This is a genomic window from Prevotella sp. P6B1 (assembly GCF_000702825.1).
Classification (GTDB): Bacteria; Bacteroidota; Bacteroidia; order Bacteroidales; family Bacteroidaceae; genus Prevotella.
Map to the genome: position 1 here is coordinate 108,021 of NZ_JNKF01000016.1, position 22,779 is coordinate 130,799.

A 22,779-nucleotide genomic window follows, 5' to 3' on the forward strand; every position below is an offset into this window, starting at 1 on the left:
CCGCACTATTGTTTATTTTCCGCATCAATAGCCTTGATTTTCTCACGAATCAGGTTCATATCATCTTTCAACTTCTGGACCTTGCGGTTCATCTCGTCAATAAGACTGTTACCCTTCTTTGAGCTGGCATTCAGGAAGCCAAGGTTATTTTCATAGGTTTGAATCTCCGACTTCAGGTTCTCATACTGGCGGAACAGACGTGTGCGCTCATTATCGAGGGCATTCTCACCACGTTCAGCCACCTGCTTCAGATTCTGCTTAAAGCTGCTCAGTTTTCGCTTAGCCACACTGATGTTCAGATCCTTATAGAGCTTATCGAGCACAGCATGGAACTCCTTATAGAGCTTATCCTTTTCTTTATAAGGTACGTGACCAACGGCGTTGTATTCCTCAACAAGTTTCTGTACTTTCTCAGCAACGTCCTCACCAGTCTCAGCAGCAAGTGCCTTCAACTGCTCTATGATGCCCTGCTTCTTCTCCAAGTTCTCGCGCTCCTCGCCGCGCTGACCAGCACCTGCGGCATTACGTGCTTCGAAGAAAGTATTGCAGACTCCCAGAAACTCCTCCCACAGCTGGTCACCCAACTTCTTGGGCACCATACCAATGGTTTTCCACTCTTTCTGCAGGGCAATAAACTTATCGCTGGTAGATTTCCAGTCAGTAGAATCCTGCAGCGACTTTGCTTTCTCGATCAGTGCACGTTTCTTATCGGCATTCTCCTTGAAAGTATCCTTCAGTCCTTTGAAATAAGCAGCCTTACGACCGAAGAAATCATCGCAAGCAGCACGGAAACGCTCAAAGATCTTGACATTCATCTTCTGAGGAGCAAAACCAATGGTCTTCCACTCTGTCTGGATATCAATAATCTGCTTCGTATGCTTTTCCCAGTCACCGCTACCCTTGTTTTCCTCTGCTGCAATGGCCTCAACCTTCTCGCAGAGCACAGTCTTACGGGCCAGATTGTCTTCTTCCTTGGCACGAACACTCTCAAAATGCTGCTGATGGCGCTTATTGATGACACTTGAAGCTGCCTTGAAACGATTCCAGATCTCCTCACGCTGCTCTTTGGCAACAGGACCAATCTCACGATATTCCTGATGCAACTTCTGCAACTGATGGAATGCACTGATTACATCTTCCTCGTCAGCCAGTTTCTCGGCGGCCTCACAGAGAGCGGTCTTCAGTCCAAGATTCTTCTTAAAATCATATTCACGAGCTTCGCTGTTCAAACGAAGCATATCATAGAACTGTTCTACGTAAAGCTGATAATTGCGCCACAGTTCGTTGGCCTTATCAGCAGGTACATTCTTTATTTCGCGCCACTGATCCTGTAGCGTTTTGAACTCCTTGTAGTTCTTGTTAGCCTCATCGGGAGTAGTCACCATAGCCTTGATGCGATCGATGATAGCCAACTTCTTGGCGAGATTATCCTGCTTCTCTGCCTCCAGCTCCTTAAACACCTTTGCGCGACGCTCCTTGATGATGCCCATCTCAGCCTTGAACGACTCTTCATCAGGATCAGGCGTGTACTGATACTGCTCAGGATCGCCACCTGCATCGAGATACTCCTTCAACTTGGCTTCACGCTCAGCTACATGCAGCTTATAGAACGAAGTCTTCAGATATTCCACTTCATCCTTTTGTGGTGTTTCCTCACCATGAGCAATGTCCTGCAGACGATGCAATACATCAGCCTTTGTCTCATAGACGGGACGCACAGGCTCTTCGGCAACAGATTCAGAGCTTTCGATTGTTTCTACTTGAGAGGTAACCTCCTCGTTAACTACTTCTTCGTTTTTACCCAGTTCGAGGGCATTCTCTTGAGAGTCCATCATTTAATACTTTTTAGTTACTGAATAAATGATGCTTAGCATCATCACACATTTGGTGCCAAAATTAAGCATTATTATTTAAATAACCTAATTTTTTGGCGTTTTTTTGCTGTTTTAGGGCTTAAACCAGTCGTTTATGCCTGAAAACGCCCCATGCAACGGCCGAAACGGCCACTGAAATGATGACTGCCAAGATAAATCCCCAAGGCTTCGACTCCATGCCATTTACAAGGTTCATGCCAAACATGGAGGTGACAAGCGTAGGAATCATCATAAGGATAGTAACCGTGGTAAGCGTACGCATCACTGTATTCATATTGTTATTGATGATACTCTGATAGGTATCCATGGTCGACTCAAGAATGTTTGAGTAGATCATCGTGGTTTCGCGCGCCTGTGTCATCTCAATGTTTACGTCCTCTATCAAATCAGCATCGAGTTCGTCGATCTGTAACTTGAACTTCAGTTTCGACAACAAAGTCTCGTTACCACGGATGGAGGTTTGGAAATACGTCAGCGAATCCTGGAGACGGCTCAGTCCAATCAGACTTTCGTTGTTCACCTCCTTGTCGAGGTTACGCTTTGCCTTGTCGACCAGCATAGAGATTTGCTTAAGTCGCTTCAGATACCATACGGCACTCGACAGGAACAGACGGAATATCATATCTACATGGTCAGTGAAGCCCTCACCACGCTTCTGCTGGAAGCTCACAAAATCAATCATCACATTGGTTTCGTAGAAACACACGGTGATGGTAACATCGCGTTTGTGAATGATTCCAAGGGGCACAGTGGTATATGGTGTCCTTGAGCGAACCTCCTTCACATAAGGAATACGGAGGATGATAAGCATCCAGCCATCATCGTATTCGTAACGGGCACGCTCATCGGTATCGCTGATATCCGACATGAAGTAGTCGGGGATATTAAATTTCTCTTCTAGTTCGCGCTGGTCATCTTCGGTGGGACATGTCACCTGTATCCAGCAATTGGGCTGCCACTCCTGGAGCTGGCTCAGCCCGCCTTGGGTATTCCAGAATGTCTTCATCTTGCTAATCCTTAAAGAGTTTAGCGGCAAGAGGATTAGCGGTCTTGCCTGCCATCCTCCAGCCTAACAGTTGTTACTATTCGCCGGGTAATCGTCCATAATTTGTATATATTTGATTTATCGGTTGCAAAGTTAATTAAAAAACACGGACCTGCCAAGCAAAATCCGTGTTTTTTAATTATTTTTTTATTTCTCAGGAATCACTTCGAGGGTGCGCTTCAGGAGTGTCCAGAAAGGCTCAACGGTAGCAATGAGTGCACGCTCTGTTGTAGTATGAGGTGATTTCATTGTAGGACCGAAGCTAACCACATCCAGGTGTGGATACTTTCCAAGGATGATTGAACACTCCAGTCCGGCATGATCCACCTGGATGATACCCTCCTGACCGAACAGAGCCTTATACTCCTTACAGAGCAGATTCAGGATCTCACTCTCCGGGTTGGGATCCCAGCCGCCATAGCTGCCAGCAGTCTCCACCTTCATGCCAGCCATATTGAAGCAGCTCTCCAGTGTCTTCACGATGTAATCCTTCATATCCTCGCGACTTGAACGAGCCAGAATCTTCAGCGAAGCCTTACCCTCGCCGATGTTGATGATAGCAAGGTTCGACGATGTTTCAACGACTGTAGGATAGCTTGGAATCATACGAATGACACCGTCGTGACAGCCATAGATTGCATTAATCAGATTGTCCTGAATCTCAACGGGTACCTCCATCTTCGGTGTTTCCACCTCCTCGCAGAGTACCTCGATGCCACTCTCAATACCTTTGTATTCATCCTGGAAATCGTCCTGCCAGTCAGCGGCAAGTTCCTTCAGTGCTGCAACGTTCTCTTTAGGCAAGGTGAGTACAGCCTCAGCCTTGAAAGGAATGGCATTACGCATGTTTCCACCCTGCCAACCAGCCAGACGAGCCTCGCACTCCTCGATGGCCTCGCGAACCAGGCGAACCAACAGTTTGTTGGCATTGCCACGTCCCTCATGAATCTCCAGTCCAGAGTGTCCACCGCGCAGTCCTTTCACCGTTACCTTGACAGCCGCATCATCAGCATCGGTCTCCACTTCTTTATAATCGAGTGTAGCAGTTACGTCGATACCACCGGCACTACCAATCACAAATTTACCCCAACATTCTGAGTCGAGGTTCAGCAGAATATCACCGTTCAACTCACCAGCGGGCAAAGCATTGGCACCAAACATACCCGTTTCCTCGTCGGCCGTAATCAGAGCTTCAATCGGTCCATGTTTCAGAGTTTTATCCTCCATCACGGCCATGATGGCAGCTACACCAAGACCATTATCAGCACCTAAGGTAGTACCCTTAGCTTTCACCCACTCGCCATCAATCCATGGCTGGATGGGGTCGGTCTCAAAATTATGGGTACTCTCGGGTGTTTTCTGAGGCACCATATCCATGTGGGCCTGCAGGATGACACCTTTCTTATGCTCCATGCCAGGAGTAGCGGGTTTACGCATCACAATATTGTCGGCAGGGTCCTTAAAGGCCTCTACCCCCGCCTGCTTAGCGAAATCAAGCAGGAACTGCTGTACTTTCTCCAGATGTCCAGAAGGACGGGGAACCTGAGTCAGTGCATAGAAATTCTTCCAGATGCACGTTGGGTTGAGATTTTTAATTTCACTCATAGTTATATCTTTTTAGGGTTTAAACGTTTTGTAAACAACAAGGCAGCCCAAGCGTAAATGCCCAAGACGATGACCAGCATGGTCTGGACGGTATGTACAATCAGGACGAACCACAAGGCCTGTTCGTCAGCTACACCATAAAGGATAAGCATGGTCTTGATGGCGAAATGCCAAGGTCCCGCCCCATTAGGGGTAGGCACGATTACAGCGAAATTAGCCACCACAAAGGATACCAGAGCACACCCCAGTCCTAAGTTCTCAGTAAAGTCGAAACAGAAGAACGTGAGATAATAGTGCAGGAAGTACATCACCCAGATGCCGATAGAAAAAAACAGATAGAGTGGCAGGTTCTTCACCCTTTTCAAGGAGAGTACACCCTCCCAGATACCACCTAACGTCATTTTCACCTTATTATATATAGAGAAATTCTTCAGCAGCAGATGTAGCAATATCAGCACAGCCACACCACAAATAGCCGTTACCAGCCAACCTGTCAGTGAGAAACCATTCAGGATACGATCCATCGAAGTACCTGTTTTACGGAAGAACGTACCAAACACGCTCATCTCAAGCAATAGGATGATACCTGAATAGAGCATTACAATCAGTGTATCGACAGCGCGCTCGGTGACCACAGTGCCTAAGGCTTTCGAGAACGAAACGCCATCATAACGCTTTAATATCGCACAACGCGAGAACTCTCCGATGCGCGGAATCACCAGACTGGCAGCATACGATATGAATACCGCATAGATACAAGTGGTATGGCGCGCCTTGACCTTCTGCCCATCAGCAGCCTTTTCTGTGGTACTGGGACTCAAGTCATCGATAGGATCCAAGGTCTGTTTCCAACGCCAGCCTCGGAACATCTGGGCCAGGATACCAAAGGGAAACGAAAGAAGCATCCACGTCCAATTCATCTCCTCTGTCAGCACACGGCTAATCGATGAAAAATCCTCGCCCCGATACATCCACCACAGGATAGCGCCACCCAATACAAAAGGCAGCACCACCTTAGCTATGCTACTGATGATGTTTTTTAATTCCATGACTGCAAAAGTACAAATTAAAATTGATACGTGTCAACGAAACCCCATTTTTTTGGTCTTTTTCCCATAAAAACTTGGCTGTGTGCGCAAACAGCCGTACCTTTGCAGCGGTTTTAAGGATAACATATAAAGAATTAGAGAAAGGAAATTAATTATGGTAACATTAGAGACAAGTTTTTTACTGATGACCATGGCTGCCTTTGCATTAGCAGTATCACTGGTAGTAACCGTTGCTGTTAACATCGACAACAATAAGTAATCAAACACACGTAAAAGGTAGTCGCAGATTTAATCAATCTGCGATTTTTTTGTGTCAGATTTAGAAAAATCACGATTTATTTTGTTTTTCACTCGTTTATTCGTATCTTTGTCGCCATGAAGCAAGTAAGACCCAAGAAAAACCTCGGTCAGCATTTCCTGACCGACTTGAATATCGCCAAGCGCATTGCCGACACCGTTGATGCCTGTCCCGACATCCCTGTTCTCGAAGTCGGCCCTGGCATGGGTGTGATGACGCAGTATCTGGTTGAAAAGCCTCGTCCCTTCAAGGTGGTCGAGATTGACCGTGAGAGTGTTGCCTATCTACAGGAACATTTCCCACGCCTCAACGACAACATCATTGGTGGCGACTTTCTACGCATGGACCTGCACGAGGTGTTCGACGGGCAGCAGTTTGTGCTCACCGGCAACTACCCTTACGACATTTCTTCACAGATATTCTTCAAGATGCTCGACAACAAGGACCTCATACCCTGCTGTACAGGTATGATTCAGCACGAGGTAGCTGTCCGTATGGCATCGCAACCCGGCAACAAGCAGTACGGCATTCTGTCGGTACTCATTCAGGCATGGTATAACGTAGAATACCTGTTCACCGTAGAGCCAGGCGTGTTCAATCCACCGCCCAAGGTACAAAGTGCCGTGATCCGCATGACGCGTAACGAGGTGACCGACCTGGGGTGCGACGAGCAGTTATTCCGTCGCGTGGTCAAAGCCACCTTCAACCAGCGTCGTAAGATGCTACGCGTATCACTACGCCAGATTTTCGACGCCAACCACCCAGCCCCTGCAGGTTTCTTCGACGACGAGATGATGACGCGCCGCCCTGAGCAGCTCTCCATCCCCGAGTTTATCGAACTCACTAACAAGGTTGCCACTGCTATTACACAGTAGCAACCTTGTATCTTAATAACGTTTCAATTAGCGTATAGATGCACAAAGGATTAGAACCTATAGCGCAAACCGGCACAGAGTATGCCTTTCTCGCCCGCACCAGCCTCAACAAATCCGCGGACATTGCCGCCAAACTCGATACCCAGGGCTGTAGCCTGAAACATGAATGTGGTGAGTGTCTCATCCTTGGCATTCGGATCTTGAGCCTTAGCTTCGCCCTCGACAGAGACTGAAGCAAACATCACACCGGCAGAGAGAGCCGAATACATGCCAAACGCCTTTTTACGCAACCAGTTGAACTTTACCGAAGGCATCACTGTGATGAACGTCTCATTCAAATCCTTCGTTTTGGTTTCATTGTCCACAGCATCACAACCTGCAAATACTGCCACACCACCTACAGCCACAACCGGCGAGATATGGTAATAGTACTCGACACCGACAGGACCCCACCATGAACTCTGGTCGCCAGCAGCGGCAGCGAACCCACTTGTAACGTACGAGACAACATTTGAGGCCGACTCAATACCGTGAAACACACCGATTTCATTTTTCTTGTCCTGAGCATCAGCGCTCATCGTAGCCATCATGACAGCTACCACCATTAAAAAGAACTTTTTCATGACTGTATCTGTTTAATAAACATATTTTTCTTCATAGACCATTGCGAATATGACAGTTCGCCATGCTAAGTACTCATATCGTGCACTAACATTCCCACAACAATAACAAACAACACTATTGCTATGGCCAACAGCATTATCAGAACTATTTCCATACTCTCAACATTTATTGTATCACTTGTTATACCTTCTATTACTACGGGGTTCGTCGAGTGTCATCAACTGTATAGCCATGACAAGTACCACTAAGGTGAAGAACACCAATATCATCAGAGTTGTTTCCATATGCAATTACGAGTTTCACATTTCCGGGTGCAAAGATAAAACAAAAAGTCTGTGCCCACAAGAGCACAGACAAATGGTCGGACGCTTTCAGACAAATCGTCGGATAAAACGACGAATTATCGGACCAAACGACATGACGTCGGATGGTTCTACGGGTTGTAATTCGTTTGTTTATAGGTTGTTGGCGTCATGCCATACTTAGCGCGGAAGTTGCGGGTGAAGGTGTCGGCACTGGTAAATCCGCTGGCCTGACTCACTTGTTCAACGTTCAGTTCGGGCTGACTGTTCATCAAACTTACAGCATAATCAAGACGCAGTTCACGGATGTATGCCGGCAACGACACACTATCGCTCCCCTGCGAGAAGGCAGTTCCGATACGTTCCTTCGACAACCCGGTACGATCGATGAGCGACTGGCGTCCGAACTCTGGCTGCAGGAACAGCTTTTCATTCTCAATCAGATCGCGCAGACACAAAAACAGTTGTTCATCGGTAAGCGTGGTAAAATCAGAGATGCTGAGTCCCGCTCCAATAGTGGTGGTTTCAGCCTGTTCTGCCGGATCAGCAATTCGGCTGTTTTGAGCAGGAGGATCAGATAGCTCAACTTCTTGCTCCTTACTCTCCTGCTGGGCCTGTTTCAAAGCCCTGTACTTCTCCTTATACTCTACCGCCTCGGTAATCTGACGGGCCAGAATACGGTTGCGACGCTTGGTGATGCGCCACTGCAGAAAGGCATAGAGCCCTAAGGCCAGAATAAGCAACGACGCTGTAGTGACAGCCATACTGATAGTTGTGACGATACGGTTCTGGGCACGCTGCTCTGCTATCTGGCGCTCCTTTCCCTGGGTGTCATAGATGGTAGCGAGCTCAGCCGATTCACTACGCTTCTGATGTACGAGGGCAGAATCGTAAACCTCGGATATCTGCATAGCCACTCGGAGGGCAGAGTCACGACGTCCGGCGTGGTAGTTAGCACGTAACTTGGGCAAGAGATTATTAGCGATAGTTTCCAGATCGTACTCATAGCCCCAATCCCTAATAAACTGATCTAAATGCATATAGTTATCAGCTGCCTCGGAATAGCGACGGGCTGCCACCAGATAATCGCAACCATTAATGCGACCTTCGATACTCTGTCCGAAGTCGGTACTAGAATAGGCGGCATAATTGTGGTAGGCATCGGCTATCTGACCACGCATCTGGCACACCTCTGCACGATGGAGCAATACCAAGGCACGCAGCGTCTTCACCTCTTTTTCAATCGGCTTAGGCTGCTTCTCATAGAGAGTAACCAGCGAGTCCATACGGTCGACCCACACACCAGCCTCATCAAGTTTATGATGGAGATGTGTAACAGCAATATTCTCAAGGGTTTGTATGCTGGCAGCTATTCCACGGTTCGTTGAGTCGTTAGGCGTTTGCAATACCCACTTGTACGCCTCGGCATAGCTTTTAGCAGCCTCATCATGACGCTCAAGCATCATCTGCGTGTCGCCAAGACTCAGGTAGAGTGTCTGTAATTCGGATGGACGATTAGAACCGTCCACACTCTTCAACTTGTCGATAAGGCGGAGAGCTGTACGCATGGCGTTGTCGTAATCGCGATCGGTAGTCAGCATGATGACGAGGTTGGTTCCGGCGTGGATATACTCCCAGAAATCCTCGGCAGGAGGATTCTCGATTGCAACGACACGACGGAAACACTCGATGCACTTATCCATCTGCCCCATCTGGAAATAGGCTACGCCACGATAGCCTTCGGCGCGTATCGGCGAGAGTTCACCAATAGCTGCCAGACTATCTGTAACAGCAAGGAAATGCTTAAAGTCGCCGGAAAACCTGGCAGCCAGCGCAATACTATCGCCATGTGTGCGAATAATATTTTCAGGAATGCGGCCCTGTTTCTCAGTGCGCTTACTGCCACAAGCTACGAGCATAGTAAGAAGAGTAACTACACCTATTATATATATATACTTAATATTTCTCATCATCTATAGTTTTACGGGTGCAAAGGTACACAATATTTTAAAAACCTTAAAATAAACCCAAGTTTTATTGCACTTTTTACCCATGTTTTCTTGACGTAGACGACAAAAATGCCTACGAATCGTCCGACAACCTGTCGTTTTATCCGACCGATTGTCTGCTTTATCCGACGATTTGTCTGAAACCGCCCGACCATTTGTCTAAGCTCTTGTGGGAACGGATTTTTTGCTATACCTTTGCACTCGGAAAGTTGAAACGTCCTTTCTTTATCAATAAAATATAACCTAATAATCAATTATCCTTTTGACAATGTCGCAGTTGTTATATGGAACGAAAAAAACGCCAACTGCAGACGCGAGCCCCAGACCAACGTCAGACGCCATTTGCTGACAAAGGCCTGGGGCTAATCGTTACATTAAATATAGAACTCCGATGGATCAACAAGGCCAGCACGGATGGCATACTTAATAACCTCGTGAGCCGTATTAACCCCTAACTTTCGGAAGATATTCTTACGATGGGTGGTAATGGTATGGATGCTTGAGAATCGTTCCTCGGCAATCTCTTTGGTTGTTTTACCCTGGGCGATGGCTTTTACAATCTCGGATTCGGTTGCTGTCAGAATATCGGGTTTCTCTTCTTCATTCTGCTGAGTGATGATAACTTCGAGTGCGCGCTGACTGATAAAACGCTCATGACGACTAATGGCATGCAAAGCATCACGCAGATCCTTCATCGAACCATCCTTGAACACTATGCTGAACTGATGCGAGGAATAGATGACGCGACGCAGGAACTGTGGCGTCAGCTCATCACTGATCAGTAGCCACTGTGAGAGAGCAAACCTCTCGCTGACAATCAACAACTGGTCCTCATCGGCAAAATCAAACAACGTGTAGTCAAGTATCACCACGGCATGCTCATGCTCCTTTAACTGAGCTATCAGACTAGTTTTGTCTGACGCCCGATATATCTGGTTCGCCTCATCCTTACGCAGCAGGCTGTCGATAGCGAACCTTGTTATCTCTTGATTATCTGCTATAATATACTTTGCCATAACTGTTCTGATTTTGAGTGCAAAGGTACAAAGAATAGATAATACATCCAAATATCTATCGATATTTAGAGAATATATCTTTGATCGGAGAAATATTAGATTGTTTTTTTAATTTCAGAGCATAATAATCGGGGTAGTAGAATAATATTCTATATGCACACAAAAGGCACCACTTTGCAACCGAGTTGCATTCTTATTGTAATACCTTTGCAGCCGAAATTAAACTAAAAGTATGATTAATAAGATAATATACTATTCCATCAGTCACAAGTTTATTGTGCTACTACTATTGGTGATTATTATTGGTGGCGGCCTTTACAGTATGAACACGATCAATGTTGACTCGACACCTGATATCACAGATAATCAGGTACAAGTGATTACGTCGTCACCAAATCTTTCAACGCTCGATATCGAGCAGTTTATTACTTATCCCGTAGAACTGGCTATGTCGAATCTACCAGGTGTTGAAGATATCCGTTCTGTATCACGTTTCGGTCTGTCGGTTGTTACAGTGGTGTTCAAGGAGGATATGGGAACTTACCTGCCTCGGCAGTTGGTAAAGGAAAAACTGGACGAGGTGGAGGAACAGATTCCGGAAGGCTTTGGTAAGCCGGAAATGGGTCCTATCACTACGGGGCTTGGCGAAATTTACCAGTACACGTTACAACCTAAGAATCCTTCGAAATACACACCTCAGGAGCTACGCACCATGCAGGATTGGGTAGTAAAGCGTCAGCTATCGATGATTCCTGGTGTAGTAGATGTCAACTCATTTGGCGGCAGTATCAAACAATATGAAATTGCACTCAGTTCGGAGCAGCTATTCTCGCGACATGTGACCATGCAGGAGGTCTTCAATGCCCTTAGCAAAAACAATGTGAATACAGGTGGTGCCTATATCGAGAAGAACCACATGGCAAGCTTTATCCGAGGCGAGGGATTAGTCAAGTCTGTTGATGACATCAAGGCTATTGTAGTGAAGAACGAGGGCGGCGTACCCGTACTCATCAGTGATGTAGCAGAGGATGTGCGCTTTGGTCATCAGGTACGTTACGGAGCCTTTACCCAGAACGGCCACGAAGCAGTGGGTGGTATGATACTGATGTTAAAGGGAGCAAACGCCGACAAGGTGGTAACCGCCGTCAAAGAGCGTATACAGGAAGTACAGAAAAGCATCCCTGCCGATATCGAAATCAAGCCATTCCTCGACCGCAGCAATCTCATAGAACGTACCACCAGCACCATTGCCCGCAACCTGATTGAGGGAGCTTTGATAGTCATCTTCGTACTGGTGCTACTCCTGGGAAGTGTACGTGGCGGCATTATCGCAGCATCGGTCATCCCGTTGGCTTTGCTCTTTGCCTTCATCATGATGAGATTATTCAATGTATCAGCAAATCTGATGAGCCTTGGTGCTATCGACTTTGGAATCATTGTAGATGGTGCAGTCATCATAGTCGAAGGCATCGTACACAAGGTGGAGCGCCTGATTTACGACAAGCGTACAGGACAAACGGCAACAGATATGGATCGTATCAGTTACGAGAGTGCTTCAACGATGATGGATTCAGCCTTCTTCGGACAGCTAATTATCCTGATAGTGTTCACACCCATTCTCTTTCTCTCTGGTGTCAGCGGGAAAATGTTCCAACCCATGGCCTATACCTTTGCCTTTGCGGTATTGGGCGCTCTCATTCTCTGTCTGGTTTACGTTCCCGTAGTTTCTGATTTATTACTGCGTCCAATAAAGAATCCCCATAATAGGATAGCAAAATATGAATCAGCATTAGAAAGATGGAGTGGAAAAATGATGCAGGCTATACAGTCAGGCTACCAACCGCTACTGACCTACTCACTAACACATAAACGTTGGATTGTTGCGATGGCAGTTGTTTTGTTCATCATTACAGGCATCATCTTCAGCCGGATGGGTGGCGAGTTTATACCCGAACTTGATGAAGGCGATATTGCTATGCAGACATTCCTACGTCCAGGCAGTTCGCTGGATGAGACCATCAAACGCGAGGAGGAAGTTGAACGTCTGCTACTGAAAAACTTTCCTGAAATCAAGACTGTTTGTGCTCGCATCGGTGTAGCCGATATACCAACCGACCCGATGGGTTTTGACTATACTGACTCATTTATCATCCTTGAGAAGGACAAAAGCAAATGGAAGAATGCCCAGACAAAGGAAGAACTTATCGAAAGGATGCTCGAAAAACTGAACACCCTGCCAGGTTTGAATTTCTCTTTCTCACAACCTGTAGCTCTGCGCTTCAACGAGCTCCTGACAGGTGTTCGTGAGGATATTGCCGTGAAAGTGTATGGTGAAGACCTTGACACACTGAACGCTATCGGTGAGAAGATGGTGAATATCATCAGCAGGATAAACGGTGCAGAGGATGTGGCCTTGGAACGCACAGCAGGACTGCCCCTTATTACCGCAAAGTATGACCGCGAACGGGTAGCCCGATATGGTCTTGACATTGACAAACTCAACAATCACATATCGGCCGCTTTTGCAGGTGCCAAGGCTGGCGTCATCTTCGAAGGCGAAAAGCGTTTCGACATGGTTATCCGACTTGATCAAAAAGAACGTCAGAGCATTGAGGATATACAGAATCTCTATGTTGACCTGCCCGATGGCTCATTAATACCCCTGAAGGAGGTGGCCGAAATCGACTATGAGTACGGTCCCATGCAGATTAGTCGTGACCGGGCTTCACGCCGCATCTATGTAGGAGTGAATGTACGTGGCAGGGATGTACAATCACTGGTTGATGAGATACAACAGCGACTTGACCAGCAGTTGAAGATGCCTACAGGCTATCATATCACTTATGGCGGTGAATTCCAAAACCTGCAGGATGCACGAAACCGCATGACCATCGTGATGCCCATAGCCCTGTTACTGATATTTGTGCTACTGTACTTAGCTCTCAAGTCCGTACGCCAAGCACTCATGATTTATATGGCAGTACCATTGGCCAGCATTGGCGGTGTATTAGCTTTAGCCCTGAGAGGTATGCCATTCAGCATATCAGCAGGTATTGGATTTATCGTACTCTTCGGCGTGGCAGTACTCAACGGATTGGTGCTGATCAACCGTTTCAACTCGTTACGGGAAATAGGAATTAGTGATGTCCGCGAGTGCATTATCAAAGGCACACGTGAGCGCTTACGTCCTATTTTACTCACTGCAACTGCCGCCATGCTTGGATTTCTGCCCATGGCCGTTTCGGGTTCAGCAGGTGCCGAAGTGCAACGCCCATTGGCCACAGTGGTCATCGGCGGCCTCTTTTCCGCCACCATTCTGACATTGATTGTTGTACCCATATTATATGCATTTGAAGAAAGAACAAACCCAAAAAAGATGACAAAGAAAGCTATAACAGCCATTCTGTTAGCATGTATGCTGATAATGCCTTCAACAGCAGGCGCACAAACCATCAGTCTGCAAGAGGCTCAACAGAAGGCCATCCAGAACTATCCCACCATGCGAGCAGCACGTCTCAACGCCGAAAGTCAACAAGCACTTAATCAGTCAGCTTTTGATATAGGCGAAACAGAGATATCTACTGGTGGCGAGGAAATCGGTAATGGTAACGAGGCAACATACACACTCATTGCCGTCCGTCAGAACTTCGACATCCTGAGTATTGGCGCCAAGAAAGGATTTCTGAGTCAACAGACAAAAACAGCTGAGGCAGAAACCAAAGTGGCAGAGCGCGAGCTGATGCATGAAGTCGGCATCGATTATGCCAATGCCATCGTAGCTCATCAGCGTACAGAGGTCTATGAACATTTAGACTCTATCTATCGTGATTTTGAGAAGGCAGCCAAGTTAAGATATGAAACAGAGGCAGCATCCAAACTTGAATATCTCAGTGCGCAGCAGCAGTGGCATCGTGCTATATTATCACTCCAGCAGGCACGACAGGATGAGGCAATAGCCTTGCAGAACCTTAACCGATGGCTGGGCGATGACACCCAATATGTACCAGAATACCAATTAATCATAGATGACGAACCAATTACTATTGAGAATCATCCTGCACTACTGTTGGCCAACGAGAAAGTGAAGTTGACTGAGCGACAGAATAAAGCAGAAAAAGCAGATTATCTACCTAAGTTCTACCTACAGGGAGGCTCACAGAAGATTGGTAACAAATCGGGGTTCTGGACCTATGAAGTGGGAATGAGTATGCCATTATTCAGCATGGCCCGTGGTGCCAAAGCAAAATCAGGTAAGCTACAACTGGCTGCTGAGCAGGCTCGCCAAGACCATACCCGATCACAATTGTACCACAAACTAAAACGTCTCAGTGCGACAGACAGAAAATGGAGCGAGCAACTGAAGTACTATCGCGAAGTTGAACTGCCATTAGCAGCCGAACAAGAACGCGTAACCATCCAATCGTATTATCAGGGTGCTACCGATTACATAGAATTCATAAACAACATGAAAGAGGCTACCCAAGTGCAACTTAACTTTTGGGACGTCTATAGCGAATATCTTAACAACAGAATGAACTTAATTTATTTTTAGGATGAAAAAGATCGTAATAATATGTTTTGCAGCCTTTACGTTTACGGCATGCAATCACACTGATAAAGAGCCAGAATATACAACAGAAGTTGAGGAAGAAGTAACAGACGTTACCCTAACCGATGAACAAGTAAAGAAACTGGGCATCAGCTTCGGTGAAATGCCTAACCATGAGTTCTCGGGTGAGATTGAAGCCAATGGAAAGTTAGCAGTAGCTCCTCAGAGTCAGGCATCCGTATCACCTTGCATAGGTGGAAACGTTAAACAGATTCTGGTTCACGAAGGTCAGAAGGTAAACAAGGGTCAGCTACTGGCATGGATCTCGCATCCGGATCTGCTTGATGTTCAAAGTCGATATCTCGAAGCCCACAATCGTCTGATATACGTGGCTTCCGAATACGAACGACAAAAGAAGCTCTATCAGGAGCATGTGGGCTCAGGCAAAGATTACCAGCAGATATTATCAGAATACCGTCTGCTGCAGGGTCAACTTCGCACTACAAGTGCTCAACTCCAGATGATGGGCATCAACCCCACAAGCATCGCTAACGGGAAAACCTTCACATCGGTAGCTTTGCGTGCACCTATTACAGGTACAATAGAGCAGATTAATGCTGTAACAGGACAGTATGTTGACAGTCAAACGACGTTGTTTCATATCGTAAATTTCAATGATATATATGCCGACTTGCTGGTATTCGAAAAGGATCTGCCAAAAATTAAAGTTGGTCAGCAAGTAGTATTTGAGTTAAAATCGGCTTGCGGCGACAAGTTTACAGGTAGAATAACCTCTATCGGCAAGATTTTCAATGACACCCCAAAAGCCACACATGTTCGCGCTACCATCGAAGGGGGGGAACACGAATTTGCCGAGGGTTTCTATCTGTGCGGCAAGATTGCATCTGATTCGCAGCTGACGAAAGCACTCAGTACGGAGGGATTAGTTGACAATGCAGGCAAGACCTATGCCTTTACCGCTACACACGAAAAAGGCATCTGGACATTCCATCCTGTTGAGGTGACCAAGGGACGCGAAGAAAAGGGCTTTGTAGAGATTGTACGTCTTAACGAGTCTGTCACTAATACTCAGTTCGCTCTTAATGGAAGCTACTACATCCTTTCGGAGATGAAGAAAGCAGAGACTGGCGAAGAAGACTAATCAGCGGTTATTGATATCCTCAACAACCAATCCAGCCAACATGAAACCGAAGATAGCAGTGATGTGAGCCAGTGTACCATTTATTTGCGCTTTCGACGAACACCACTCATGGTTCAGGAGACTCTGGTCACCTGGACCATTTTTTGCTTTGGGGCACATACACTGCTCTGTACCACAAGTAGCATTCTGCCCACGATTCTCAAGGAGTTCATCGCTATAAACACACTGGAACTTGCACTTAGGGAACTGTTTCTGACTCTTGAATTTTTTCCTTAGTGCACGCGCCAGTGGGTCGCCCTGTACCTTCCAGAACTCTGTAACCTTGATACGTGTAGGATCAAGTTTCAGTGCAGCCCCCATTGATGAGAACAGTTTGGCATTGGTACGACAGGCTAAGAGGATAAGCGCTGCCTTGTCTTTCAACGAGTCGATGGCATCGATGATATAGTCGTAAGTATCAAGTGCAAACTCATCAGCGGTCTCTGCTGTAAAGATCTTCTGCAGGGCTGTTATCTCTGCCGATGGATTAATGCTGAGCAAGCGTTCCTTCAGTGCATCAACCTTCACCTGCCCGACGGTCTTAGTTGTTGCCATCAGCTGTCGGTTGATGTTTGTGATACATACGCGGTCACTATCCACAATCGTCAACTGACGGATACCACTGCGTACCAGACTCTCGGCACACCACGAGCCTACCCCTCCAACACCAAAGATGATCACGCGCTTCTGCGAGATACAGTCCATCGTTTCATTACCGAGCAACAGCTCACTTCTACGGAAAATTGCTTGTTCTATAGCCATCGTCTGAATTTTTGGCTGCAAAGGTACGAAATTCTTACCTAATCTATGGTATTTTATGCAAGAAATTTGCCAATCAACGTACCAATTTAAGATTTTTCCATTAACTTTGCAACCGAAATATAGAACAAAACAGACAAAAGACTCATGAACAAAATGAAAACAGCATTGGCAGTCCTGCTATTAGCAGGTTTCGCCATACACACAAAAGCCCAGACGGCCGACGATGATCTGGATGCCAAGTACGCCACCAACCTGATACAGCCAGGCATTGTGGCACCCGACTTTACGATGAATACGCCCGATGGCAAACCCCTCAGCCTCAGTTCGCTGAAAGGCAAGACCGTAGTGCTGGATTTCTGGGCCTCGTGGTGCCCCGACTGTCGCAAGGATGCTCCTGAGGTGGTACGCCTATACAATGAGTACCACTCTGATAAGGTTGAGTTCGTTGGCGTATCGATGGATACCAACGTTGAAGCATGGCAGAAGGCCATCAAACAGTATGGCATCAGCTATCCTCAGGTGAGCGAACTGAAGAAGTTTAAGGAAACAGATATCTCCAAAGCCTACGGTGTACAATGGATTCCTTCTATGATAGTGGTATCACCCGAAGGCAAGATTCTGCTCTCAACCGTACAGTATCAGAAGGTTGAGAAGCTGCTGAAAGAATTAAAATAACACGGAGCATCAATACCAAATTCAGTGTATTTGTGCATCAAATTCACTGAATTTGTTCATCAAATACACTGAATTTGGTTTCTAAGAGCTACTGAGCTGCTATCACTTCAATTTCTACTAAGGCACCTTTCGGCAGTGTTTTCACCGCTACAGCTGAACGGGCAGGATAAGGCTCAGCAAAGAATTCGGCATAAATTGCGTTCACATCGGAAAAGTCGTTCATATCGGCCAGGAACACCGTGGTCTTCACAACGTTATCCAATGTCAGTCCAGCCTCTTCCAGGATGGCTTTTACATTGATAAGCGACTGTCGGGCCTGTTCCTTAACGCCCCCCTCTACAAAACTACCTGTAGCAGGGTCGATAGGAATCTGACCTGATGTATAAACAAGGTTACCTACTTGAATGGCCTGACTATACGGTCCGATAGCAGCAGGTGCTTTCGATGTACTGATAACTTTCTTCATATGTCAAATCATTAATTTATTCTATTTTATAAATGTACCTCTTTATCAACTACCTCTCCATTCAGTATCTTAAAGGAGTTCAGATGAATACCTTCGTGTAGCGATAGGATGGCATAACGGATAGTAGGGTCGTTGGCTAAACGAAGATCCTCCTGCGAAGGGCGCGAGGGCGAAGCTGGATGACTATGCCAGTTGGCAAGAATCCTCAGTCCCTTGCCTCGGGCATACTTTAATGCTGCGAACTGATCTTTCGGTGCGAAAGCAAAGTGTTCTGGCGAGTGATCAATATTCTCCATCCAGTAGTTCTCTGTCACCACATCGCCATCCTCAGAGCTAATGCCCAGCAGATAGCCGCACGTTTCGTTGGGTGCATCCTGCTGGGCTTGGGTAATCAACTCATCAACAATCTTTTTCTCTATTTTCATTATTTAGTGGTTTTTTAAGTCGCATGCCGCCTGTTCGTAATCTATCAGGTGGTCGATTGTAGGGTTGGTGCCGCATATTTCGCACGAATCACGATGTTTGACATTGATGGTGCGGAACTGCATGGTTTTAGCGTCGAAGGTGAGCAGGCGATTGGTAAGCAACTCACCTATCCCTGTAAAGTACTTCAGAGTTTCAGCTGCCTGAATAGTGCCAAGCATTCCTGCAATAGCACCCAGAACGCCAGCCTGACTACATGTAGGAACAGCTCCTGCTGGAGGTGGTTCCTTAAAGATACAACGATAGCAAGCCGTACCAGGCAGATGGGTAAATGTCTGACCATTAAAGCGTAGGATGCCACCATGCGAGAATGGTTTTCCAGCCATCACACACGCATCGTTGATAAGGAATTTCACAGGGAAATTATCAGTGCCGTCAACCACGAAGTCGTACTCCTTTATGATGTCGAGCGCATTCGATGAATCAAGGAACTCGTAATAGGTATCCACCTTTACATCGGGATTAATAGCCTGTATCTTCTCCTTGGCACTCTGCACCTTTGGCACGTTGACATCCTTGGTAAAGTGAATAACCTGACGCTGCAGATTACTCAGATCTACCACGTCGGCATCCACAATACCGATGGTGCCTATGCCCGCAGCAGCCAAATAGAGCGACACAGGCGCTCCAAGGCCACCTGCTCCCACAACCAGCACACGGGCATTCATAATTTTCTCCTGCCCCTCTACGCCAACATCCTGCAACAAGATATGACGAGAGTAACGCTGGATTTGTTCTTCGGTAAAGTCAATCATAACGTGCCTCCTCCCATAAAGTAAAGGAAATCAACCACATCGCCTTCCTTGATCTGCAGGCCATCCCATTCGGTACGGTCCACAAAATCATCGTTTACTTGTACACTCACCATTTCGGGCTGTTGCACATTATTCTGCTTGATCAGCTCTGTCAAGTTGAGTGGCAGCTGCACGTCCTGTGTCTCTCCATTAACTGTTATCTTTGCCATATTTATCTACCAATTATCTTTTTAACTGCAATTACTAACTTGTCCACATCCTCGCGGGTGTTATAAAGCGCAAAGGTGGGGCGGACACTCATCTCATAGCCTAAAGCGCGCAAGGCAGGTTGAGCACAATGATGACCAGCACGCACTGCTATTCCCTCTTTATCGAGCAGCGTACCCACCTCTGGAACGGGAATACCATCGAGTACAAAGCTCACTACCGACACACGGTTCTTAGGATTGCCGAGAAGCGTAAGTCCAGAAATCTGACTAAGCTGTTCACGGGCATACTCAGTAAGCTGATGCTCGTGGTGCTCGATATTACGGATGCCAAGGTGACTCACATAATCGAGTGCAGCCCCTAATCCAATGGCATCGGCCACATTAGGCGTGCCAGCCTCAAAGCGAGCAGGTGGCTCATTATATTCCGTACGCTCAATGGTTACATCCTTAATCATATTGCCACCACCTTGCCAGGGCTGCATCTTATCGAGCAGTTCCTTGCGTCCATACACTACGCCGATACCATTTGGACCATAGATCTTATGTCCGCTGAACACGAAGAAGTCAGTGCCAAGCGCCTGCACATCCACAGGTGTATGGGCAATGGACTGCGCGCCATCTATCAGTACAGGTATCTGATGGGCATGGGCTATCTCAATGATACGCTTCACGTCGTTGATGGTGCCGAAGGTATTGTTTACATGTCCAACTGAGACAAAACGTGTGCGAGGCGTGATCAGTCGTTCGAACTCCGATAAGATCAAATCACCATTCTGGTCTGTAGGGATGGCACGTAGTGTGGCTCCCTTCTCCTGACATACACGTTGCCAAGGCACAATGTTCGCATGATGGTCCAACTCCGATACAATAACCTCATCACCAGGCGTCAGGAACTGGCGTCCATAAGTCTGTGCCACCAGGTTAATACCCTCGGTGGTTCCACGTACAAAGATAATCTCTTCGCTTGTGGCAGCATTGATAAAACGCTGTACCTTCTCGCGCGCCTCTTCATAGGCATCCGTAGCACGAGCCGCCAAGGTATGCGCTCCACGATGGATGTTTGAATTGTACGTACGGTAGTAGTCAGAGATCTTATCGATGACCTGATTAGGTTTCTGTGTAGTAGCACCATTGTCGAGCCATACCAGATCGTGACCGTTCACTTTCTGGTGCAGTACAGGAAAGTCGCTCTTGATCTGGTCGGAGTTCAGCGTATCAACCTCCTCATAGTGCAGGTCGCGTAGCTTCTGTGTCTCAGGTATACCGATACCAAAGCCATTGTCCTTCGGCAATGACGAAGTCTGCACGTCAGCATCTCCGATGTAAGGCAATTCGCCATAGCCATTACCCCCAGCCAGAAGCTGTTTGAAACCAGCTTCCAGCTCTGAGAGATTGAGACTTTCGTCAGGCAGAATAGCCTGTCGCTCAGCCTGCAATTCCTCTGGGCAATACTTTTGTGCGACTTCCTTCAGTAGAGCCAGCGTAGCACCATCTTCTGTTGGAAAATTATTAAGTTCTGATATATTTATCATTTACTTTTCTACTTTATTTCTATGCTGATAGTCGTGATAATAACCCACCTCTACATTCTCGAGTACGGCAATAGCATCGCCGGTAAGAGCGGCCAGCGAGAAGTACTTGGTAAGCAGATATGATGCCACACCAAACTTGTCGAGTCCCATCAGTCGTGCACTCAACGAAGGAGCAATCTCACCAGGAATACCACTCTGGTGCAATCCTACAACACCCTGATTCTTCTCGCCTACACGTACCAGAATAATCTTTGTGGTACCAACGCCACGACCAGTCAGATACTGACCTTCTACCTCTACCTTATCCGATGGAATGATGGGAACGCCACGCCACAGGATAACTCTTGTGCCAAACAAGTCGGTGGTTACAGGTGGTACACCGCGCCATGTACATTCACGCTCAAAAGCTGCAATAGCACGAGGATGAGCAATAAAGAATGTGGGCTCTTTCCAGACTAACGACAGCAGTTCGTCGAGGTCGTCGGGGGTGGGTGAACCATAGCGCGTGGTGATGCGATAGGCTGGGTTTACAGCAGAAAGCAGTCCGAACTGCTTGTTATTAATAAGTTCCCACTCCTGACGTTCTTTGATGCTCTCGATTGACAGGCGCAGCTGTTCCTCCAACTGGTTATAGGGGTTATTGTAGAGGTCGCTCACGCGGGTGTGTACACGAACCACGGTCTGCAGTGTGTTCAGGGGGTACTCCGTTGGATTCTCCTCGTAATCAATATAGGTCTCAGGGATGATATTGTCCTCCTCATGGCCACTGACGAGATCGATGTGCTTCTCGCCATTATCGTTGACTGATGCCTTCAGGCGCAACTGCTTGTCAACAGCCTTATCGAAAGTCTCGCGGAAATCGGGCACATCTTTGATAAACCGGATCAGTTCCTTCAGTTTCAAACCAAGGAAGATGGTTGGTGTGATGGCGCGAACAGATACCGTTGACTCCTGTTCGTCAAGCAGATCGGCCTCGCCGAAGTACTCACCATCGCCCAGCAGTGCAATCCGAAGATCCTCACCGTGAGGGCCCTTACTGATAACTTCGGCCTGACCAGAAGCAACGATAAAGAAACGCTGCTTGTCCTTACCCTCTTCAACAAAGAACTTATCTACATCAACCTCTTTAGCCTCGAACGAACTTACCAAACGGTGCAGGATCTCATCGTCGAACTCAGAGAACAGAGGGATGACCTTCAAATCCTTAGCAGTGAACGAAGGGACGCCATTCTGGAATATAATGGGCAGACGATCGTTCTTACGGAGTTCGACCTTTGTACGGTTCACACGGAATGTACCACCCGATACCTGCACCCAAGGCAGCAGTTTGAGGAGTAGTCTTGGAGTGATGGAGCCCATCTGCGGGGCAGTCTTGGTGGTGGTTGCCAGTCGTCTGGCGGTAGCAGTGGTCACACTGCGCTGTAAATTAGAATCTGCCATAATCTTTTTC

At 47.0% G+C, this 22,779-nt stretch carries 18 protein-coding genes; 4 read left to right on the forward strand and 14 right to left on the reverse strand.

Features of this window, described 5'->3' with window-relative positions:
- Positions 1-5: 5 nt before the first annotated feature.
- From T495_RS0113630 to T495_RS0113645, 4 genes are all read right to left on the reverse strand, one after another.
- Positions 6-1,835, reverse strand: coding sequence for a DUF349 domain-containing protein (locus tag T495_RS0113630; protein ID WP_033149081.1), 1,830 nt, complete (start codon positions 1,833-1,835; stop codon positions 6-8).
- Between the two features lie 118 nt (positions 1,836-1,953).
- The gene (locus T495_RS0113635) at positions 1,954-2,880 is read right to left on the reverse strand and encodes a magnesium transporter CorA family protein (protein WP_028902520.1); all 927 of its coding nucleotides are present in this window, start codon (positions 2,878-2,880) and stop codon (positions 1,954-1,956) included.
- Between the two features lie 186 nt (positions 2,881-3,066).
- Positions 3,067-4,524 (reverse strand): aminoacyl-histidine dipeptidase, encoded by a 1,458-nt coding sequence (locus tag T495_RS0113640; protein WP_028902519.1) that lies wholly within the window; start codon positions 4,522-4,524, stop codon positions 3,067-3,069.
- Positions 4,525-4,526: 2 nt separating this feature from the next.
- Positions 4,527-5,573 (reverse strand): lysylphosphatidylglycerol synthase transmembrane domain-containing protein, encoded by a 1,047-nt coding sequence (locus T495_RS0113645; protein ID WP_028902518.1) that lies wholly within the window; start codon positions 5,571-5,573, stop codon positions 4,527-4,529.
- A gap of 375 nt (positions 5,574-5,948) precedes the next feature.
- Here T495_RS0113645 and rsmA point away from each other — a divergent pair, with 375 nt between their 5' ends.
- Positions 5,949-6,746 carry a 16S rRNA (adenine(1518)-N(6)/adenine(1519)-N(6))-dimethyltransferase RsmA gene (gene rsmA / locus T495_RS0113655; RefSeq protein WP_028902516.1) on the forward strand — a complete coding sequence of 266 codons (798 nt, stop codon included), beginning with the start codon at positions 5,949-5,951 and terminating at the stop codon, positions 6,744-6,746.
- Positions 6,747-6,796: 50 nt separating this feature from the next.
- Here rsmA and T495_RS0113660 read toward each other — a convergent pair whose 3' ends face one another.
- The 3 genes from T495_RS0113660 to T495_RS0113670 form a co-directional block, all read right to left on the reverse strand.
- A complete protein-coding gene (locus tag T495_RS0113660) occupies positions 6,797-7,369 on the reverse strand; it encodes a hypothetical protein (RefSeq protein WP_155950002.1) in 573 nt (190 codons plus the stop codon).
- Between the two features lie 434 nt (positions 7,370-7,803).
- Positions 7,804-9,645, reverse strand: coding sequence for a helix-turn-helix domain-containing protein (locus tag T495_RS0113665; protein ID WP_033149082.1), 1,842 nt, complete (start codon positions 9,643-9,645; stop codon positions 7,804-7,806).
- Positions 9,646-10,055: 410 nt separating this feature from the next.
- Positions 10,056-10,697 carry a response regulator transcription factor gene (locus T495_RS0113670; protein ID WP_033149083.1) on the reverse strand — a complete coding sequence of 214 codons (642 nt, stop codon included), beginning with the start codon at positions 10,695-10,697 and terminating at the stop codon, positions 10,056-10,058.
- A gap of 232 nt (positions 10,698-10,929) precedes the next feature.
- Between T495_RS0113670 and T495_RS0113675 the strand changes: the two genes are divergently transcribed.
- On the forward strand, positions 10,930-15,249 hold the full coding sequence (locus T495_RS0113675) for a CusA/CzcA family heavy metal efflux RND transporter (RefSeq protein WP_033149084.1): 4,320 nt from the start codon (positions 10,930-10,932) through the stop codon (positions 15,247-15,249).
- A gap of 1 nt (position 15,250) precedes the next feature.
- Positions 15,251-16,408: an efflux RND transporter periplasmic adaptor subunit gene (locus T495_RS0113680; protein WP_033149085.1), complete on the forward strand. Its 1,158-nt coding sequence runs from the start codon at positions 15,251-15,253 to the stop codon at positions 16,406-16,408.
- Here T495_RS0113680 and T495_RS0113685 read toward each other — a convergent pair whose 3' ends face one another.
- Positions 16,409-17,209: a ThiF family adenylyltransferase gene (locus tag T495_RS0113685; protein WP_028902511.1), complete on the reverse strand. Its 801-nt coding sequence runs from the start codon at positions 17,207-17,209 to the stop codon at positions 16,409-16,411. It lies immediately after the preceding gene.
- A 153-nt stretch (positions 17,210-17,362) separates the two neighbouring features.
- Between T495_RS0113685 and T495_RS0113690 the strand changes: the two genes are divergently transcribed.
- Positions 17,363-17,884: a peroxiredoxin gene (locus T495_RS0113690; protein ID WP_231495117.1), complete on the forward strand. Its 522-nt coding sequence runs from the start codon at positions 17,363-17,365 to the stop codon at positions 17,882-17,884.
- An 88-nt stretch (positions 17,885-17,972) separates the two neighbouring features.
- Here the strand turns inward: T495_RS0113690 and T495_RS0113695 are convergent, their stop codons facing one another.
- From T495_RS0113695 to T495_RS0113720, 6 genes are read right to left on the reverse strand one after another with little or no spacing between them, the layout of a single operon-like run.
- Positions 17,973-18,350, reverse strand: a complete 378-nt coding sequence (locus tag T495_RS0113695; RefSeq protein ID WP_033149087.1) for a RidA family protein — start codon at positions 18,348-18,350, stop codon at positions 17,973-17,975.
- A gap of 26 nt (positions 18,351-18,376) precedes the next feature.
- Positions 18,377-18,775 carry a M67 family metallopeptidase gene (locus T495_RS0113700; protein ID WP_033149088.1) on the reverse strand — a complete coding sequence of 133 codons (399 nt, stop codon included), beginning with the start codon at positions 18,773-18,775 and terminating at the stop codon, positions 18,377-18,379.
- Between the two features lie 3 nt (positions 18,776-18,778).
- Positions 18,779-19,588: a molybdopterin-synthase adenylyltransferase MoeB gene (locus T495_RS0113705; RefSeq protein ID WP_197020403.1), complete on the reverse strand. Its 810-nt coding sequence runs from the start codon at positions 19,586-19,588 to the stop codon at positions 18,779-18,781.
- Positions 19,585-19,797: a sulfur carrier protein ThiS gene (thiS, locus tag T495_RS0113710; RefSeq protein ID WP_028902506.1), complete on the reverse strand. Its 213-nt coding sequence runs from the start codon at positions 19,795-19,797 to the stop codon at positions 19,585-19,587. The genes T495_RS0113705 and thiS overlap by 4 nt, the downstream gene beginning before the upstream one ends.
- A 2-nt stretch (positions 19,798-19,799) precedes the next feature.
- Positions 19,800-21,329, reverse strand: a complete 1,530-nt coding sequence (locus T495_RS0113715) for a cysteine desulfurase (RefSeq protein ID WP_033149089.1) — start codon at positions 21,327-21,329, stop codon at positions 19,800-19,802.
- Positions 21,330-22,769, reverse strand: coding sequence for a family 2B encapsulin nanocompartment shell protein (locus tag T495_RS0113720; protein WP_028902504.1), 1,440 nt, complete (start codon positions 22,767-22,769; stop codon positions 21,330-21,332).
- Positions 22,770-22,779: the final 10 nt, after the last annotated feature.

Excerpts from the sequence above, each read along its gene's own strand:
- T495_RS0113630 (WP_033149081.1), bottom strand. The coding sequence starts at position 1,835 with ATGATGGACTCTCAAGAGAATGCCCTCGAACTGGGTAAAAACGAAGAA.
- T495_RS0113635 (WP_028902520.1), bottom strand. The coding sequence starts at position 2,880 with ATGAAGACATTCTGGAATACCCAAGGCGGGCTGAGCCAGCTCCAGGAG.
- T495_RS0113640 (WP_028902519.1), bottom strand. The coding sequence starts at position 4,524 with ATGAGTGAAATTAAAAATCTCAACCCAACGTGCATCTGGAAGAATTTC.
- T495_RS0113645 (WP_028902518.1), bottom strand. The coding sequence starts at position 5,573 with ATGGAATTAAAAAACATCATCAGTAGCATAGCTAAGGTGGTGCTGCCT.
- rsmA (WP_028902516.1), top strand. The coding sequence starts at position 5,949 with ATGAAGCAAGTAAGACCCAAGAAAAACCTCGGTCAGCATTTCCTGACC.
- T495_RS0113660 (WP_155950002.1), bottom strand. The coding sequence starts at position 7,369 with ATGAAAAAGTTCTTTTTAATGGTGGTAGCTGTCATGATGGCTACGATG.
- T495_RS0113665 (WP_033149082.1), bottom strand. The coding sequence starts at position 9,645 with ATGATGAGAAATATTAAGTATATATATATAATAGGTGTAGTTACTCTT.
- T495_RS0113670 (WP_033149083.1), bottom strand. The coding sequence starts at position 10,697 with ATGGCAAAGTATATTATAGCAGATAATCAAGAGATAACAAGGTTCGCT.
- T495_RS0113675 (WP_033149084.1), top strand. The coding sequence starts at position 10,930 with ATGATTAATAAGATAATATACTATTCCATCAGTCACAAGTTTATTGTG.
- T495_RS0113680 (WP_033149085.1), top strand. The coding sequence starts at position 15,251 with ATGAAAAAGATCGTAATAATATGTTTTGCAGCCTTTACGTTTACGGCA.
- T495_RS0113685 (WP_028902511.1), bottom strand. The coding sequence starts at position 17,209 with ATGGCTATAGAACAAGCAATTTTCCGTAGAAGTGAGCTGTTGCTCGGT.
- T495_RS0113690 (WP_231495117.1), top strand. The coding sequence starts at position 17,363 with ATGAAAACAGCATTGGCAGTCCTGCTATTAGCAGGTTTCGCCATACAC.
- T495_RS0113695 (WP_033149087.1), bottom strand. The coding sequence starts at position 18,350 with ATGAAGAAAGTTATCAGTACATCGAAAGCACCTGCTGCTATCGGACCG.
- T495_RS0113700 (WP_033149088.1), bottom strand. The coding sequence starts at position 18,775 with ATGAAAATAGAGAAAAAGATTGTTGATGAGTTGATTACCCAAGCCCAG.
- T495_RS0113705 (WP_197020403.1), bottom strand. The coding sequence starts at position 19,588 with ATGATTGACTTTACCGAAGAACAAATCCAGCGTTACTCTCGTCATATC.
- thiS (WP_028902506.1), bottom strand. The coding sequence starts at position 19,797 with ATGGCAAAGATAACAGTTAATGGAGAGACACAGGACGTGCAGCTGCCA.
- T495_RS0113715 (WP_033149089.1), bottom strand. The coding sequence starts at position 21,329 with ATGATAAATATATCAGAACTTAATAATTTTCCAACAGAAGATGGTGCT.
- T495_RS0113720 (WP_028902504.1), bottom strand. The coding sequence starts at position 22,769 with ATGGCAGATTCTAATTTACAGCGCAGTGTGACCACTGCTACCGCCAGA.